This window comes from Rhizobium sp. RU35A (assembly GCF_900156005.1).
GTDB classification, from domain to species: domain Bacteria; phylum Pseudomonadota; class Alphaproteobacteria; order Rhizobiales; family Rhizobiaceae; genus Neorhizobium; species Neorhizobium straminoryzae.
In genome coordinates this window covers 57,091-72,514 of record NZ_FTMR01000015.1, presented here as the reverse complement: position 1 = coordinate 72,514, position 15,424 = coordinate 57,091, and the positions used below count along the sequence as shown (strand labels likewise).

Sequence of the window (15,424 nt, the reverse complement as noted above, 5' to 3'; positions counted from 1 at the left end):
CCTTAAAAATGCATCACGCCGCCGACGAACTTGCCGGTCTTCTCCACAGCGATGACTCCGGCATCGCTGGTGTTCTTTGCCGCCATGTCTCGGACGATCCCGCTCGCCTTCCGCTTGCCGGTTGGCATCGGTAGGCCAAGCTGGAAATTCACGACCTTTGCGACATAGCCGACGGTTTCTTGGAATGGCGGAACGCCGCCATATTCGTAGATGCGCCCCTCCCCGCTGTTGTAAGCGGCTGCGACCAGAAGCGGGTTCTGAAACTCATCGAGCAGGAAGCGCAGGTACTTCATCCCGCCCTCGATGTTTTGAGCGGGATCGCAAATCTCCTGAACACCGAAGCGAGCCGCCGTTTCGGGGATAAGCTGCATCGGTCCGCGTGCGCCTTTCGGTGAATTGCGGATCTCATCGAAGCGGCTTTCGGCCCAGGCAATCGCAACCGCGAAGCCCTCATCGACGCTGTATCGGCGCGCAGTGGATGCAACCAGCGCTTTAATCTCCTCAGGTGACAGGGGCGACGGCCCGCACTCTTCAACGGGAGTCCGTGCCCATATATTTTTGGGGGTATTACTAGATGGAGTATCTAGAGTGGGAGTTTGGACAGGCTCAATGCGGCCCGTGGCGCGCTCCGAGACATCAAAATACGCGCTGATAGACGCATCAATTTGATGCCCTTTGGCGCCCGCGTTCTCCGACGCCGTTCCGCCCAATACTTCAGCTCCGCCCTTCGTGACAACACCTTTTGCACCAAGGACAAACTCCTTCTCTGATGTCTCGACACCGCTCCAGCGATCTTCGAAGTTCGTGACAAGAGATTCCTCGTCGATTGTCACAGAACCGTTGTAATCGCTGGAAATACGCCCTGTTGTGGCTAGGTCTTGTGACGCAGCAGTATTGGCCGCGAGCAGCACGGATAATGCTGCGCTAGTCAGGGTTCGCGGGCCTAGATACCCTGCATAGACAGTGTTTTTATCCATCGCACCCGCCCGTCAAACGGTGTTGTGATCGCCATGAAAACCGACTAGAGTTAATGCACGCATGATACCGATTTGATGCATTCTTACAAGTTTTCTGACCGGTGTTAAACCCTATTTTGCAGGGTCAACAATCGGACTCAGGATGGTTAGGGCTAGATTATGAAACAGGCCATCATTCCCGCGCTTCTAAGTTGCGCATTGGCAACACAAGCGCTTGCCGCTCCTGCGGTGAACAAGGACTACATCAGGTCGTTGGCGGCGCCGGGCAAGACGGTTCTTGTCGTCGAGTATTACGACGGGACCGGCAAAGTCGCTGATCGCAAAGGTTACGCCACGGCCAATGGCTTCAAGGCTATTTCGGCGACTGAGTTTCGCGTCGATGAATCGACAACGTTGCATCTGTATGGCGTTCAGCCCTGCAACGGCGATCTGGTCAATCGCGCGGAGGACTATTCCGGGACTTGCGAGGAGTTTGGTACGCAGCAGCTCCAAGCGATGCTGCAAAGCCCCAAGGTGCTGTTCTGCAGGGCGTTCATCAGCGAGCAGGCCGCCCCAGTCCAGGATGTCACTTGCTACGGCTACTATAACTATCCCGGCGCAATGGACACGGTTGATAATCTTGAGGAGCAGCTTCTGTCGTTGGGAGCGGTTCGCCTGACTAAGAAAGCCGACGGTTCATTTGAGCGTCCCGATCTCACAGAAGCTCAGGAAATCGGCCAGAAGGGTTCCTACGGCATGTGGGCAGATCCTCGGGTGAAGGCGCAATGAAGCTTGCTGCTGCACTCGTCGCGACCCTGTTGCCGTTCGCGGCCAATGCCGCACCTGAAGGGTATTTCGATCTTGCGCCCGGCATCACTCTGGAAACGGGCGATACCTGGATCTCGAACGGAGAAAGGTTTCGTCTCTATGGCATCCAGTCCTGCTTGCGCGGCACTGCCTACACGGATGGTCAGGGCAACAGACAAGATTGCGGCGAGGCATCGCTTGCGATGTTGGCTGCCTACATCAAGGACACTAAACCGATCTGTGCTCCCGTGGCGAAGCTTAACGGCATCTCATATGTCGTTTGTTACGCCACGGTTGGCAGTCAAAGGCTCGACCTCGCGCAGATCATGGTGACAAGCGGCTATGCATTCGCCGCCTTGAAGACCGATGGTCTCCCTTATCATGCCCCCTACGCCATAGCCGAGCAGCTTGCTCAGCAAAAGAAGGCCGGCCTTTGGCAATTCTCCGACGTTCAGCATCCTTCCATCCTGCTTAGTCGTGAGGCGAACCAGCGATCGAGGAGCGCCCAGCCATGAGAAACCGCCTTTTCCTTTTTATCGCCGCAAGCTCTTTGGCCTTGCCGGCGTTTGCCGCCGATCCGATCTATCAGAACTGGCACGCCCTACGCGGTCAGGCTGCGCCTCCCGTTGCTGCTGCTGTTCGGTTGCCGACGTTCAAAGGCCCGGTAACCGTTCTCGACGGCCGCACGCTATGGTTCGGCACGCTTGGCAATGGCTATAAAGTAAGGTTGGCTGGCATCGACACCTGTGAGCTTCCTCAATGGGCTTTGAACCCAAAGTGGACCAACCGGGACAAGCAACAGGCTCCAACCCCCGTTCCATGCGGTCCCTTCGCCAAGGCCTGGCTGAAAAGGACTGTCGGAAACAGACCCACGACTTGCGTCGGTCTGGCTTACGCCAACGATGGGATACCCGTCGCACAATGCACGACTAACGGTGTGGATCTCGCCGCCGAAATGCTGCGCGTCGGTTGGGCTCGTCTCGATTCCCCTTACATCAACTCCCAATATTACGCCTATCAGACCAACGCGATGGCCGCTCGGTATGGGATGTGGGGAACCTACGTGTTGGACATGAATGAATGGCGCCGCAAAGCGGTCGACAGGACGTTAGATCGGCATCCGATCGCCGACTTCAATCTATTGGCCGAGAGGAAAAGCGAGATCTCTCCTCCTTTTGCTGATGCGCGAAACAAGCCGAAGAGGACAGACCGATAGTTGCCAGACCTCGCACATATTGCGACCTCTCTCGCAACGGATCCCTTGCCTGGCTTGCTGCTTGCCATCTCCCTCTCGATCGCCCTCACAATCCCGGCGCAGAGACTCTGGTGGATCCACGCGCTACTAGCGGCCTTCCTTCTCATCCTGTCGCGGGCTTTCCACGACAAGCGCCACTTGTCTTTCGACAGCTACCTGGTCGGGCTCTTCGCATTCGCCGCGGTTTCTCGGGATATTCCCAATCAGCCACTGCTCTATCGCATCGGCATTTCCTGGTTTGCGTGCTTCGCGCTGATCTCGGCCGTCATCTACGCTGCAGGCGAACGCATCCAACACAGGACTCCGCTCGAAAGACCTTTTTCCGAGCCGGCAATTTCAGCAGCATTGATCAAGAGGGACACCTGATATGAAACCAGCGTTTTTTGCCGCAGCCGGTCTCGCGGCCCTTGCCATCTCTCCAGCATCTGCCAAGGCCGAGGATGCCTCATGGGGTTGCCAGATCCTGTTGTGCGCAGCCTCACAAAGCCCCTCCTGGCATGGCGTCCCCTACTGCGTTCCCCCGATGAAAAGGCTCATATCAGCTATGGCGAAGCCCGGCTTCTCCTGGCCGATCTGCCATGAAGCAAAAGCCGGAAAACCGAGATATGAACCTTACGAGGAATGCCCTGCCGGCATGACTGCCGTTTCCTCCCGCACCGATGGGGATCGGCCGTTCTTGGGCCGAGACGACAAGGATCAGTGCGCGAAGACCGTCAACCAGTGCAGCAACCGTGCCGCCTTCCGTACCCAATTTGGTGACAAGCGCGAAAACGAGCGAAAGGGTGTCACGATCCGGCAGATCAACCAGAACAACGACAATGATGTTTTCAACCGAGACAATGGGTGCATGGTGCAGATCACTCAGCCCCGCCCTCGCCGCGCAGATCCTTATTATTTCGACATTCCGAACGATAAGGGCCTCAAGCAACGCGCTTGGTTCAACCTGAATGACTGAGTGGATGACATGAACAGCAACATTCTCACCTTAGCAGCCGCAGGTATAGGCATTCTCGCCGGTGCTGGAGGTACTTATCTCATCATGCCGGAGCCAGAGCCGGTTGTTCGGGCCCCTACTGATGCGGAGATCGCGGCCCTTATTGCAGCCAATCCCTCCCTGATTCCCGAACCTCCCGCCCCTGTGCTTGAGATACCGACAGAAGAGGAAGCTCTAGCCGCATACCGCAAGGCTTATGCCCGCAATCCTCTGAGGACCGGCCGCGGTGAAGCCGATGTAACCCTTGCTTTGGGAGAGTGTGACGAGAACGCCAGCGGTCCAGGCGTATCATGCGTTGCGGCCATCAAGAGGAATCCAAACGCAGCTCCTCTCGATCGCGTCATTGGATTTGCCAAGTCTGCATCCGGCGAATGGGTTGCCACCAACTACTGATTTCAGGGCCAGATGCCCGTTGATCATCAATGCCCCGATAGTGAGATGGAGCCTGAAAGAAGAAGCTCCATTTCCTCAGGGTTTAGTCTCCCCTTGCAGGCAATTAGATACCCCGATACGTAAAGTAGCTTCTGATCTCTCTCATCCTGATCTGACGGCGCGTGCCTGATGATTTCCATACGTGCCTTCGCCTCCTGATCCATGTCAGTGCCGCCCTCGCCGTTGACTGCCGCCAGGTAGACGGCCCGGTGACGTTCGACCTTCACTGACAATGGCTCGTTGGGTTGCAGCTCAAGCTTTTCTGTCATCTTTCCCTCTCCACAAGCGCAAGCGATCACTCCTTGACCTCCCGAAATCGAAGGGAGGGCAGGAGCCTCGCTCCTGCTCCCGAGCTCGTGCGGAACAGCTGGAGAGAGGGGGACAAGCGCTAAACCGGAGGGGGATCACCCACCCGGAGGGCCGAGACGGATTTCATGAAAATGCGGCCGGTGCTGCAGGCCACAGGCCGAAGCATGGGGATACCGGTTTGGTGCTTGTGGGGGAGAGAGGGCAGAGCGCCTTTCTCCCCCCCTCAGTGAGTTGCATTAGGGCGCCGATCGTCAACACCGCAGCCAACAATAGACCCTGACGGGAGGGCGGACCGTTTTCCTCGTCGATTGAAAATTTTCTCGCGGATGGTGGTGTGGATAGAAAGGCGTCTTGTGCCATCAAATCAAAGCGGCTTAGATAAATCGATAACCCGGGCCGGAAACTCCAATCCTCAAGCGCCCGAAACGTCTCAAATAATTCGACGACGGACACGGCTATGCCCAGGATGTCCGGGATACATTCATCGGCGCTGGATAGGGGAAATTGAATTGTACGTGCCACCATGGACGATTTTCGCTGGACTCGGGGCGTTCGATCGTCGTGAGCTCTGCAATCTCATCGCCAGCTTCGAGGCAACGACCCTGCTCTCTATGTCTGTGGATCGAGTATCTGACATGGTTGCCCGATTCCAGAAAAACGCACGGGATACAGATACGAACGCATTCGCCCGCCGCCTGGGTGAGGCCGCTGACGCTTTGTTTCTTTCCACTTCGTCGGATCGAGCGCTTCGCGTCCGACTATGGACGAGAATCACTGATGCCCTCGGTCTCGACACGGTCCTCCCATTATCCACTAGGAAGGCTAGCGCGATTGGCGCGGGTGCGGCTATTAAGACAGCGGCGATCATGGCCCTGCCTGTCGCAGACGATACAGAAATCGGGCAACAACCCACTCTCCACCGAGCGTGGAAAGTCTTCAAGGCGATCCGAGGCCGACGGCATCAGGATTTCTCGGCTCTCGTCACTGGCCAGGCGGAGACGGTTGCAAGGGCGCTTGCCGAGGCGGCAAAGTCTGGCGAGATGTCCGAGGGACTGCAAAGCGCACTCGACGAGCGCATCCGCGATTACATCAGGAGCCTACCACCAGAGCTTCGTGATGAAGCAATGCAGAAGGCCCTCACATCGGCGGACAAGGCGACACTTGCTCTGCTGGCGACAGGCACAACTGCGTTTTCCATTGGTGTCGGCGTGAATCTGGCGGGCTTCAGCGCCTACATCCTCGCCGCTCAGGCGTCGGCATTCATCCCTTTTGTGAGCGGGCATGCAGTCGTTTCGACGCTATTCATGCTCGCAAACCCGCTGTTCAGCATCCCCGCCGTCGCGGGCATCGGATATCTCGCCAACCGCCATGTGACCGGCGGGCAGGCCGCAAAGCTGGCGGCGGTCGTCGCGATCCAGTTGGCACTGCGCGGCCTTTCATCCGAGCGGGAAGGGCTCGCAACTGCCCTCAATGATTTCAGGACAGTGACAGCAGCCGACTTAGTTTCGCTTCCGTCCACTCTAGCGACGGCGGCTCTGTCGCGAAACCAAGCAGTGGCGAAGGCAATGGGTGGAGGCCTGCCCAATGCTTTTGGCGACCTCATGGTTTGCCATTTTGCGGCAGACCGTCGCGGCATCTTCCTCGACCGTGTTCTGTCCAGAAGTAAGGGTGACGAAGCGGAAGTCGCCACCGTTGCCGCTCTATCCGCTGGCGACATCATCTACAACGCCGCTTCTATTGATCCGATGGTAATTTCAGCCTCTGACTTCTCCCGCACGGAAGATATCGGGACAATCTTCCAGTTCGGAGCTTTTGCCGATCGTGTCAGCTCCATGTCGGCGACAGCGGCTTCAGGAGCTGAAAACAATCTCAGGGGATACGTGTCGGAGCAGATTGTCGCGTCTCGCCTCGTCGAAAGCGGTCACGTCGTCTCGTTTCCCGAGGCAGCGAATAATCCTGGGTTCGATCTCCTCGTGGACGGTATGCCGTTTCAGGTGAAATGCCTGCTGAATGTGGATGGACTGCGGAGGCACTTTGAGAAATACCCTGACGTGCCAGTCTATGCCAATGCCGAACTTGCCGAGGCCGTCATGGAGATCGGCGCTCCTTGGGCGAAATTGGTTTTCTACGTGGATGGGTTCGACCGCGAAATCGCCGACCTGATCATGACGACCTCGATGGAAGCCGGAGAGGCTCTTGGCGATTTGAACGTCCCGTATTTCGCCGTCGCTGCGTCATCGGCCCGAAACCTCTATCGCGTCTGGCGCGGTCGTGTGCCGATGTCCGACCTTCCGCTTTCAGTTGCAATGGATGCGTCCGTTAAAGGCGGACTATCCGCGATCGGCGGCCTGTCGGGGAAGTTCATCGGTCTCGTGGCTTTCGGGCCTGCCGGGGCGCTTGTGCTTGGCGGCGTCGGTGGAGTCGGTGCCTTGGCGGGCGTTGGCTGGGCTCGTGAACAGGCAAGTAGGCTTCTGTCGTCGGAATGGCTTGCAGACCTCGATACTTCGGCGGAGCGCTTTCGTAATGTGATGCTGACGGCGATCCAGACAAAGATCGAGATGCTCGAAGGCAAACGCTCCCAAGTCGCTGATACAGTCCCTACGGTTAGATGCTGGCTTGATGCCCGTTTCGCTGATGACATCGTATTCCTTCGGGAAATCGCATATGATCTCGAGATCGTCCTGCCACATCTTCGCCAGCCAGAGCGCGCGCGGGCGTACCTCGCCGCCATGGATGCCGCCAAAGTTCACCCTCTCGCCATCCAGGCCGAGTTGGATGACCTGTTGGTGGCAATGTCATCCGAGCCGTCCAAGACGAAATCCGCTGGGAAGAAAGCGGAACAGGCGTGGACTTCGATAAAGGCGAAGCTACCCTTCGGCGCTTAGAAGTCATGAAAGATTCTATAGACGCTCTCGGTCGAAAGTTATCTAGCCGCTTTCCCAAGTGAATTCCGCTAATGACCCAATGCCGGCGTTCACGTTCCGGACTGAGCTCCATGAGAACGATCGGTTCTTACTCAGTCTCTGGAGAGATCCGACTATGACGTTCACGCCCTGGTGGTCTCCCATTTGACAACATAGAGCGCTGCTTGCTGGATTATTGCGACTCCACTTGATGCTTATCAAGCGACAAACGTCCTTTTGCGGTTACCTTGCTGGCTATGGAGGACAAGACAATGCGTTCAGGCCCAAAATTGAGTTTCCATGGCGCCGCAGGCACGGTGACCGGATCATGCTTTAGTCTTGAGGCAAATGGTCGGCATGTCCTGGTGGATTGCGGGATGTTCCAAGGTTCCAAGAGCGAGAAGCAACTGAACTACAGGGCTTTCCCGTTCGATCCCCGCCAGGTTGACGCGGTCATTCTGACCCATGCCCACATCGACCATTCGGGCCTTTTGCCGAAGCTCGTGAAGCATGGTTATGCCGGACCGATTTACGCAACGCGTGGCACGATTGATCTGTGCAGCGTGATGCTGCCGGATTCGGCTCATATCCAGGAATTCGAAGTCGAGCAGCTAAACCGCCGGAACCGGCGGCGCGCCCGTGAGGTCGTCGAACCGATCTATACCGCCGAGGATGCGGAGGCGACGCTCACCCAGTTCAGACCATTGTCGTTGCGTCAGTGGCAGGATCTGGGTGACGGCATTCGCATCCGCTTCTGGAATGCCGGGCATCTGCTTGGATCGGCCTCCGTGGAGATCGAGATCGGCGGCGAGGCGCCAGTCCGGCTTCTGTTTTCCGGTGATCTCGGGCCGGCCTTCAAACTGCTCCAGGCTGATCCGGAAGCGCCTCAATGCTGGGACTACGTGGTGTGCGAGAGCACCTATGGCGACCGGGACCGCATCGACACGACCGACGAGATGCGCAGACGGATCTTGCAGGATGAGGTAAACGCCGCAGCGCGGCATCAGGACGGGGCTCTGATCATTCCCTCCTTCGCCGTCGAGAGAACCCAGGAACTTCTCGCCGATCTCTCCTTCCTGATGGAGCAAGGGAAGATTCCCGAATGCCCCGTCATCATCGACTCTCCGCTTGCGACCCGGGCGACCGAGATCTTCAAGGCCCATTCCGGCGAATTGGACAATGGCGACCTGTTGGAGCGCGCGATCCGCTCGCGCTTCGTACGCTTCACCGAAAGCGTCGAGCAATCCAAGGCGCTGGACTTTGTGAAGGGTTTTCACGTCGTGATCGCAGCGAGTGGCATGTGCGAGGCAGGACGCATCCGCCACAGGCTGAAAAACTGGCTGTGGCGGGAGGAGGGGACGGTGCTTCTCGTCGGCTTCCAGGCTGCGGGAACGCTCGGGCGCATACTCCAGGACGGTGCGTCGACCGTGAAGATTCAGGGCGACGAGATCGCCGTGAGGGCAAGGATCCGTTCGATTGATGTCTACAGCGGTCATGCCGATGGTGGCGAACTGACGGACTGGCTCTCAGCCCGAAAGCCGATCCGCCACGCAGTTTTCCTGGTGCATGGTGAAGATCAGGCACTGGCCGCCATGAAGGCACGGGTCGCCGCTGTTGTTGGCGAGGAACGGATCTTCATCCCCCACATCGACTCGGCCTTTCGGCTCGACGCCGATGGCCCCGTCGACATTTCGACCTTCCTGCCACCGCCTCGCATGGATCCTGCACAGGCGGGTCATCGCGACTGGAACAACGACTATCAGGGCCTGATTCAGGATCTCCAGGCCGAACTTCGCATGGCTGCAGACGACAAGGCTCGCCGCGCCATCGTCCGCAAGATCAGGCGCGCCCTCGAGACCTAAGGCCGATGCGAGCGGAGACGCCGTCGTGGGCCGGGCACAATGCTGACCCGTTCAGTGAGCCTGCGGCCGAGCCGGGGAACCGACGCCTCAGATGGCGGAAACGGCGTCGTGCAGGAGAGACCGGACCTGTCCGGCGACTGTTTTGAGTTCCGGGTTGTCGATCGCCTGCATCGAGGCGACGGGATCGATGGCGCTGACCATGATGGTCCCGTCCTCCAGCGAACGCACGATCACATTGCAGGGCAGCATGGCCCCCCCGACCCTGGGTTCCATCTTCATCGCCTCGAGCGCCATTTTCGGATTGCATGCGCCGAGAATGAGATAGTCAGCCACATCGACGTCGAGCTTCTTCTTCATTGTCGCGCGCACATCGATTTCGGTCAGCACGCCGAATCCTTTGGTCGACAGGGCCTCCTTCGTGGCGGCGACCACAGCGTCAAATGGCATGCCTTTGATTGTCTTATCGAGTGTATAGGTCATGATCTCACTCCCTGGCGACCGGCGCATGCCGGTCCTGTTAGCGGTGTGGCACCCACACCGAAGCATATCCTCTGAGCGTCGTGCACCACCTAGACGGCGGTTCCGACCAGCGCGCCAATCCCTGCCGTCAGCGCCATGGCAAAGGCACCCCAGAAGGTGACGCGGATTGTGGCCTTCAGCACGTCTGCCCCGCCAGCCTTGGCGCCTATGGCTCCAAGCAGTGCGAGAAACAGCAGTGACGCGGCAGAGACAAGCCACACGAGCTGGTTGGCCGGCGCCAGCCACACCATGGCCAGCGGCATCATGGCACCGACAGCAAATGTCAGCGCCGATGTCAGGGCAGCCACGATCGGTCGGGCGGTGGTGATCTCGGAAATGCCGAGTTCTTCGCGGGCATGCGCTTCGAGCGCATCCTTCTGCATCAACTGCTCGGCCACCCTTCTGGCCAGATCGATATCGACACCGCGCTTGACATATAGCTGTGCAAGTTCTTCGCGCTCCAGATCGGGTTGGCTCTCAAGCTCCAGCCGTTCGCGGGTGAGATCGGCCTGTTCGGTATCCGCCTGGGAACTCACCGAGACATATTCCCCTGCCGCCATGGACATGGCCCCGGCCACCAGTCCGGCGATGCCGGCGATCAGGATCTCGGAACTCCCCGCCGCAGAGGCTGCCACCCCGACGATCAGGCTTGCGGTCGATACGATGCCGTCATTGGCGCCGAGAACGGCGGCTCGCAGCCATCCGATCCGGGAAACGAGATGCGTTTCGCTGTGAAGGCTCCTCATGAGGCCCTCCGGATGACGCCATCAAGGCGGGCCGCGAGAGCCACGGTGTTGGAGATCGTGCCGTATTTGCGGACGTTCTTGTGCAGGAGTTCAAGCCGCTGGTCGGTCTCTTCTGTATCGACCACGAGTTCATAGTCGATGGAGACGATACGCGGCGGATCATCCTGCCGGACGGCATGAAGCATCACCTCGACGCCATCGAGAGAGAAATCGAGGAGGGGCAGGACACGCTCGATCCCCTTGATCATGCAGGCTGCAACAGATGCCAGCAACAGTTCGGCCGGATTGAAGGCGTCGACCGAACCGGTCAGTCCTGTGGCAAGCCTGACCTGTGCACTCTCGCTACGCGCCACGCTCTCCCTGGGATCGATCCGCTGCGCCGAGATCCTGTATTCAAGCATCCCGCGTCCTCCTGTCCAGCGACGGGCCGCCGAACATCTGACGGCAAGGTAACACGCTCCCGTTCACGCCGCTTGATTGGTATCAAGTAAGCCGCAATCTCAAGGCTTGGTTGGCGAGTCTGCTGTTGAGAAGACCCTCTAAAAGAGGCCCGCCCGGCCGGACTCTCTGTCATTTGCGCGTTTGGATGGCGCCATATTTCCGTTATGGTGTTACCGATGCCTGCTCGATCATCGAATTTGCCGATGACGTGGCCCTATCTTGACCTGCATCAAGTGCAAAATCCTAGAACAGGTGTAGTCTTATCTCATGGGGAAAGCCCATGCCGTCACTTATGACGTGCCCAAAGCCTACGATAGTTCGTGAGGTTCGTTCCTTAGTCGGAACCCAGCTCGATATCTGCACTGTCTGTTCAGAGAAGGAATACGAGCATGAGCATCCAAACCGTGGACGTCGTCCGCGCGCAAAGTCCTGTTGCCTCAGCTAAACTCGGCCTGCTGCCTCTGGTGGCTCTCGTTGTCGGTTCAATGATCGGCGGCGGCGTCTTCAGCCTGCCTCAGAACATCGCCAAGGGCGCGTCCCCTGCCGTCGTCATGATCGGATGGCTGATCACAGGTATCGGGATGTTGGCGCTGGCTTTCGTCTATCAGGGCCTTGCGACGCGAAAGCCGGCGCTTGATGCTGGTCCCTATGCTTATGCCCGGGCTGGTTTCGGTGATTTCGTCGGCTTCAACAGTGCCTGGGGTTACTGGCTGAGTGCCTGGATCGGCAACGTATCCTACGTCGTGCTGATCTTCGGGGCGTTGAGCTATTTCTATCCTGCCTTTGGGGCCGAGGGGAACTCTCTTCAGGCGATTGTCGGTGCGTCGGTCCTGCTCTGGGCGACCCATGCGCTAATCCTGATGGGCATTCGGCAGGCTGCAATCATCAACGTGTTGACCACCATTGCTAAACTGGCGCCAATCCTTCTTTTCATCGTGCTCGTGACAGTGGCTTTTCGTCTGCCGACTTTCACGATTGATCTCTGGGGCACCGGGACGCCCGAACTCGGCAGTATTTTGACACAGGTTAAGAGCACAATGCTTGTGACCCTCTGGGTCTTCATCGGCATTGAAGGGGCGAGCGTCTATTCCGCTCGCGCCGAGAAACGAGCCGATATCGGTCGTGCGACGATCCTCGGGTTTGTCCTCGCCCTTTGCGCCTATCTCGCAGTCTCGCTCCTCTCCTTCGGCATTCTGACCCAGCCAGAACTCGCCGGTCTGCCTGCTGCCGCCTCCATGGCCAACGTTATCGAGCAGGTCGCAGGCTCTTGGGCCTCGGTTGCCGTGCGGATCGGCCTTGTTGTCTCCGTCGCCGGCGCGTTCTTGAGCTGGACCCTCTTTGCAGCAGAAATCCCCTATCGTGCGGCGAAGGAAGGGATCCTTCCCGAGGTCTTTGCCATCGAAAACGGGAAGGGCTCGCCATCGGGAGCACTCTGGATCACCAACCTGCTTGTTCAGGCATTTCTGGTCGTAACCTTCTTCGCGAATTCGACCTATCTTGCTCTCTTCTACATCGCGTCGACGGCAATCCTGGTGCCTTACGTGCTTTCGGGCGCGTATGCCCTCAAGCTCGCCCTACGCGGTGAAGGATACGGCCCAGGGGAGCGACGCGGACGCGACGTGTTCACAGGGGCTGTCGCCACAGTCTACGGCTGCTGGCTGATCTATGCGGCTGGTCCGCCATACCTCCTGATGTGCGCCATCCTCTATGTGCTGGGCATTCCCGTTTACTGGTGGGCAAAGGGCAAACATGCACGTGAAGCCTTCTCCGGCATGGAGGCTCTCCTTGCCGCTGGAATCATCCTCGCGGCTGCGGCTGCCGGATACCTGATGTGGACGGGTGCAATCAGTGCTCTCTAGCGCGCTGTTCTGACGCAATTGCGTAGGCCAGACCGCCGACGACTGTCGCTGAGATTGCTCCAATGGCCATTGGCCGAGGAAGACGGTTATGAACAACTCCCTCCCGCTCGGCGTTCATTCCGAGACTGGCACCTTACGCCAGGTACTGGTCTGCCGCCCCGGTCTTGCACATCGGCGCCTCACGCCTTCCAATCGGGAGGAGTTGCTGTTCGACGACGTCTTCTGGGTCAAGCAGGCGCAAAAGGATCATGATGTCTTTTCAGGCTTAATGCGCGAGCAGGGGATCGAGGTCCTCGACGTCAACACCTTGCTGGCTGAAGCGCTGGATATTCCTGAAGCCCGAAGCCTTGTGCTCGACCATCGGATTGTGTCCAATCAGGTGGGTACTGGAATGACGGCTGAACTGCGCACCTGGATGGAAGAACTGTCTGGGTTGAGGTTGGCTGAGTTCCTTCTGGGTGGACTGGCGGTGGACGATCTCCCGTTCAAACCGGAGGGTCTGTTCGGCAGCTATCTAGGTCATCATGGCTTCATTTTGCCGCCGCTGCCGAACGCCCTTTTCACCCGCGACAACTCCGCCTGGATCTATGGGGGCGTCGCGATGAATCCGATGTATTGGCCAGCCCGACGTCCGGAAACCCTTTTGACCACGGCTATCTACAGGTTCCACCCGAAGTTCGCCGGCAATGTCACGGTCCACTGGGGTGATCCGACTGCGGACCACGGACTTGCAACGCTTGAGGGTGGCGATGTGATGCCGACTGGAAACCGTACCGTTCTCGTGGGCATGGGTGAACGGTCTTCACCACAAGGGATTGGACAACTCGCCCAGGCGCTGTTTGCCAAAGAAGTTGTCGATCGCGTCCTTGCCTTTCGAATTCCGAAGTCGCGGGCGGCCATGCATCTCGACACTGTCTTCACGCTCTGCGGAGGAGATGTCGTCACCACCTTCAAGGAGGTCGCCGACGAGCTCGTCTGCTACGACATCCGACCCGGGGATGGCAAAAAGCCCTTGTCCTTTCGACAAGATCCCCGCCCGATATTCGATATCGTGGCCGAGGTTCTCGGTTATCGGAACCTTCAGATCGTCCCTACGGGTGGCACGACGGAAGAGGAGCGCGCCCGCGAGCAATGGAACGACGGCAACAATGTTCTGGCGCTCAGACCTGGTGTCGTCGTCGGCTACGACCGCAATGACGACACCAATGCTGCGCTGAAAGCTGCCGGGATCGAGGTCCTTGCCATCCCCGGTGCAGAACTCGGTCGGGGACGTGGTGGCGGCCATTGCATGAGTTGCCCGACCATTCGTGATGCGATCTGATTTCAAGGAGCACGTTCATGGCCTTCAACCTGAAGAATCGCAGCCTGCTAACTTTGCGCGACTACACGCCGCGTGAAATCGGCTTTCTGATCAAGCTTGCCGCAGATCTCAAGACCGCGAAATACGCCGGAACCGAAGTCCCGAGATTGCAGGGCAAGGACATAGCCCTCATCTTCGAGAAGGATTCGACCCGAACGCGGGTCGGCTTCGAAGTCGCGGCCTATGACCAGGGTGCCCGCGTCACCTATCTCGGGCCGACGGGCAGCCATATCGGACACAAGGAATCGGTGAAGGACACGGCCCGCGTTCTCGGCCGGATCTATGATGCCATTGAATATCGGGGCTTCGGACAATCGATCGTCGAGGAACTCGCCAGATATTCCGGCGTGCCGGTTTATAACGGCCTCACGAACGAGTTCCATCCCACCCAGATACTCGCTGATTTCCTGACGATGCAGGAATACGCCGAGAAACCGCTGCATCAGGTCTCATTTGTCTTCATTGGCGATGCCGCCAACAACATGGGCGACAGCCTGCTGATCGGGGGCGCGAAGATGGGTATGGACATCAGGCTTTGCGCGCCAAAACCTTGCTGGCCTTCTGCTGAAATCCGCGAGGAGGCTAGCGCCATTGCGGCAGAAACCGGTGCCCGGATCATGATCACGGAGGATATCGGACGGGCCGTCGCGAATGTCGATTTCGTCTACACCGATGTCTGGGTGTCGATGGGCGAGGCAAAGGAGAAATGGGCGGAGCGGATAAAGCTCCTCACGCCCTATCAGGTCAATGCTGTCCTGATGGCGCGCACCGGAAATCCGCGCGTGCGCTTCATGCATTGCCTGCCTGCCTTTCACAACACCGCCACGACTGTCGGCGCCGAAATCCACGAAGAATTCGGCCTTGATGCGATGGAAGTCACCGAAGAGGTTTTCGAAAGCCCAGCCTCGATCGTCTTCGATCAGGCGGAAAACCGGCTACACACGATCAAAGCGGTTCTCGTCGCAACGCTGGGGGCATGAG

Annotated in this window: 17 protein-coding genes; 11 read left to right on the top strand and 6 right to left on the bottom strand. The window is 58.5% G+C overall.

The features are described 5' to 3' along the window. Positions 1 to 2: 2 nt before the first annotated feature. Positions 3 to 977 carry a lytic transglycosylase domain-containing protein gene (locus tag F3H95_RS24180; protein ID WP_149747833.1) on the bottom strand — a complete coding sequence of 325 codons (975 nt, stop codon included), beginning with the start codon at positions 975 to 977 and terminating at the stop codon, positions 3 to 5. Positions 978 to 1,136: 159 nt separating this feature from the next. Between F3H95_RS24180 and F3H95_RS24175 the strand changes: the two genes are divergently transcribed. The 6 genes from F3H95_RS24175 to F3H95_RS24155 are packed head-to-tail and all read left to right on the top strand — an operon-like array spanning position 1,137 to position 4,405. Next, a complete protein-coding gene (locus F3H95_RS24175; protein ID WP_143124840.1) occupies positions 1,137 to 1,745 on the top strand; it encodes a hypothetical protein in 609 nt (202 codons plus the stop codon). Further along, positions 1,742 to 2,278, top strand: a complete 537-nt coding sequence (locus tag F3H95_RS24170) for a thermonuclease family protein (RefSeq protein WP_052642577.1) — start codon at positions 1,742 to 1,744, stop codon at positions 2,276 to 2,278. Before F3H95_RS24175 ends, F3H95_RS24170 begins: the two co-directional genes overlap by 4 nt. Continuing rightward, positions 2,275 to 2,979 (top strand): thermonuclease family protein, encoded by a 705-nt coding sequence (locus tag F3H95_RS24165; RefSeq protein ID WP_149747832.1) that lies wholly within the window; start codon positions 2,275 to 2,277, stop codon positions 2,977 to 2,979. Before F3H95_RS24170 ends, F3H95_RS24165 begins: the two co-directional genes overlap by 4 nt. Before the next feature lie 54 nt (positions 2,980 to 3,033). Next, positions 3,034 to 3,384 carry a hypothetical protein gene (locus tag F3H95_RS27295; RefSeq protein WP_244618124.1) on the top strand — a complete coding sequence of 117 codons (351 nt, stop codon included), beginning with the start codon at positions 3,034 to 3,036 and terminating at the stop codon, positions 3,382 to 3,384. Position 3,385: 1 nt separating this feature from the next. Beyond that, the gene (locus F3H95_RS27290; protein WP_188134471.1) at positions 3,386 to 3,973 is read left to right on the top strand and encodes a hypothetical protein; all 588 of its coding nucleotides are present in this window, start codon (positions 3,386 to 3,388) and stop codon (positions 3,971 to 3,973) included. A 9-nt stretch (positions 3,974 to 3,982) separates the two neighbouring features. Further along, positions 3,983 to 4,405: a hypothetical protein gene (locus tag F3H95_RS24155; protein WP_149747831.1), complete on the top strand. Its 423-nt coding sequence runs from the start codon at positions 3,983 to 3,985 to the stop codon at positions 4,403 to 4,405. A gap of 26 nt (positions 4,406 to 4,431) precedes the next feature. On the opposite strand, the gene F3H95_RS24150 is transcribed toward F3H95_RS24155, so the two are convergent. After that, complete coding sequence (locus F3H95_RS24150) at positions 4,432 to 4,713, bottom strand: hypothetical protein (RefSeq protein WP_149747830.1); 282 nt, start codon at positions 4,711 to 4,713, stop codon at positions 4,432 to 4,434. Positions 4,714 to 4,876: 163 nt separating this feature from the next. Next, complete coding sequence (locus tag F3H95_RS27285; protein ID WP_188134474.1) at positions 4,877 to 5,278, bottom strand: hypothetical protein; 402 nt, start codon at positions 5,276 to 5,278, stop codon at positions 4,877 to 4,879. A gap of 341 nt (positions 5,279 to 5,619) precedes the next feature. On the opposite strand from F3H95_RS27285, the gene F3H95_RS24145 reads away from it, so the two are divergent. Together F3H95_RS24145 and F3H95_RS24140 are read left to right on the top strand one after the other, a co-directional pair. Beyond that, positions 5,620 to 7,638, top strand: a complete 2,019-nt coding sequence (locus F3H95_RS24145; RefSeq protein WP_244618123.1) for a hypothetical protein — start codon at positions 5,620 to 5,622, stop codon at positions 7,636 to 7,638. 290 nt (positions 7,639 to 7,928) lie between these two features. Continuing rightward, positions 7,929 to 9,518: an MBL fold metallo-hydrolase gene (locus F3H95_RS24140; protein ID WP_149747828.1), complete on the top strand. Its 1,590-nt coding sequence runs from the start codon at positions 7,929 to 7,931 to the stop codon at positions 9,516 to 9,518. An 87-nt stretch (positions 9,519 to 9,605) separates the two neighbouring features. Here F3H95_RS24140 and F3H95_RS24135 read toward each other — a convergent pair whose 3' ends face one another. The 3 genes from F3H95_RS24135 to F3H95_RS24125 form a co-directional block, all read right to left on the bottom strand. After that, complete coding sequence (locus tag F3H95_RS24135) at positions 9,606 to 9,998, bottom strand: DUF302 domain-containing protein (RefSeq protein WP_149747855.1); 393 nt, start codon at positions 9,996 to 9,998, stop codon at positions 9,606 to 9,608. An 89-nt stretch (positions 9,999 to 10,087) separates the two neighbouring features. Then, positions 10,088 to 10,783, bottom strand: a complete 696-nt coding sequence (locus F3H95_RS24130) for a VIT family protein (protein WP_149747827.1) — start codon at positions 10,781 to 10,783, stop codon at positions 10,088 to 10,090. Further along, entirely contained in the window at positions 10,780 to 11,184 is a 405-nt protein-coding gene (locus F3H95_RS24125) for an OsmC family protein (RefSeq protein WP_149747826.1), read from the bottom strand. The genes F3H95_RS24130 and F3H95_RS24125 overlap by 4 nt, the downstream gene beginning before the upstream one ends. Before the next feature lie 429 nt (positions 11,185 to 11,613). Between F3H95_RS24125 and F3H95_RS24120 the strand changes: the two genes are divergently transcribed. The 3 genes from F3H95_RS24120 to argF all read left to right on the top strand — a co-directional run bounded on the left by F3H95_RS24120 (position 11,614) and on the right by argF (position 15,423). Further along, a complete protein-coding gene (locus F3H95_RS24120; protein WP_149747825.1) occupies positions 11,614 to 13,083 on the top strand; it encodes a basic amino acid/polyamine antiporter in 1,470 nt (489 codons plus the stop codon). A gap of 88 nt (positions 13,084 to 13,171) precedes the next feature. Then, positions 13,172 to 14,404, top strand: coding sequence for an arginine deiminase (locus F3H95_RS24115; RefSeq protein ID WP_149747824.1), 1,233 nt, complete (start codon positions 13,172 to 13,174; stop codon positions 14,402 to 14,404). 17 nt (positions 14,405 to 14,421) lie between these two features. Next, positions 14,422 to 15,423 (top strand): ornithine carbamoyltransferase, encoded by a 1,002-nt coding sequence (gene argF / locus F3H95_RS24110; protein ID WP_149747823.1) that lies wholly within the window; start codon positions 14,422 to 14,424, stop codon positions 15,421 to 15,423. Position 15,424: the final 1 nt, after the last annotated feature.